Origin of the sequence: Bradyrhizobium sp. SZCCHNR1017 (assembly GCF_032381375.1) — a bacterium.
Taxonomy (GTDB): domain Bacteria; phylum Pseudomonadota; class Alphaproteobacteria; order Rhizobiales; family Xanthobacteraceae; genus Bradyrhizobium.
Genome location: NZ_JAUHIR010000041.1, coordinates 1 through 1,215, shown reverse-complemented (window position 1 = coordinate 1,215; position 1,215 = coordinate 1). Strand labels below are relative to the sequence as shown.

General features: G+C 65.8%; 1 protein-coding gene. It reads left to right on the top strand.

Going from position 1 to position 1,215, the window contains the following annotated elements; all coding sequences use genetic code 11:
- Positions 1-63 precede the first annotated feature (63 nt).
- A protein-coding gene (locus QW863_RS35955; RefSeq protein ID WP_315770106.1) for an IS3 family transposase occupies positions 64-1,215 on the top strand; the annotation gives its coding sequence in 2 pieces (ribosomal slippage) (positions 64-325 and positions 325-1,215; 1,153 coding nt annotated over the 2 pieces). This gene is flagged as partial in the annotation.

Sequence of the window (1,215 nt, the reverse complement as noted above, 5' to 3'; positions counted from 1 at the left end):
TGACCTGCCCCTAAGAATTTCCTCCAGAACGATTTAGAGTCCGGCCTGACGAAGGACGGACAGATGAAGCGAAAGCGGTTCACGGAAGAGCAGATCATCGCGGTTCTGAAGGAGCACGAGGCCGGTGCGAAGACGGCCGATCTGGCTCGGAAGCACGGGATTTCGGAAGCGACGTTCTACAATTGGAAGGCTAAATTCGGCGGCATGGACGTCTCCGAAGCCAAGCGGCTGAAGGCGCTCGAGGACGAGAATGCCAAGCTGAAGAAGCTGCTGGCCGAGCAGATGCTCGATGCGGCCGCGCTGCGGGAGCTGCTCTCAAAAAAATGGTAAGGCCTGCCGCCAAGCGCGCCGCGGCGGCGCACCTGCAGGCCAAGCTGGGCCTGTCGGAACGGCGGGCCTGTTCGATCGTCGGAGCGGACCGGACGATGGTCCGCTACCGGTCCCGCCGGCCCCCCGACACCGCGCTTCGGGGCCGCTTGCGCGAGCTCGCCAGCGAGCGGCGGCGCTTCGGCTATCGACGGCTGTTCATTCTGTTGCGGCGGGAGGGCGAGCCGTCCGGGATCAACCGCGTCCATCGACTTTACCGGGAGGAAGGGCTCACGGTGCGCAAGCGCCGCAGCCGCCGCAAGGCCTGCGGCGTCCGCGTGCCAATCCTGGTCGATGCGAGGCCGAATGCGCGCTGGTCGCTGGACTTCGTGTCCGATCAGTTCGCAGGCGGGCGGCGCTTCCGCATCCTCAACATCGTCGACGACGTCACCAAGGAGTGCCTGGGCGCGATTGCCGACACTTCGCTCTCGGGGCGGCGGGTGGCGCGGGAGCTGACCTCGATCATCGCCCGGCGCGGCAAGCCGGGCTCGATCGTCTCGGACAACGGCACCGAGTTTACCAGCAACGCGATGCTGGCCTGGTGCAGGGACAACGCGATCGACTGGCACTTCATCGCACCGGGCAAGCCGATCCAGAACGCCTTCGTCGAGAGCTTCAACGGCCGGATGCGCGACGAGTTCTTGAATGAAACGCTGTTCTTCGGTCTCGATGATACCAGGCGCAGGCTCGCCGCCTGGGTTGCCGACTACAACAACGCGCGGCCGCATTCCTCGCTGAGATACCAGACCCCTGCGGCCTTTGCCGCCAACCTCACCGCAACGGGCGATCGGCTGCGCAACCCCGACCAGCTCCGCCAATCGCCCGTTGCTCCACCCGCGCCACTCGGCG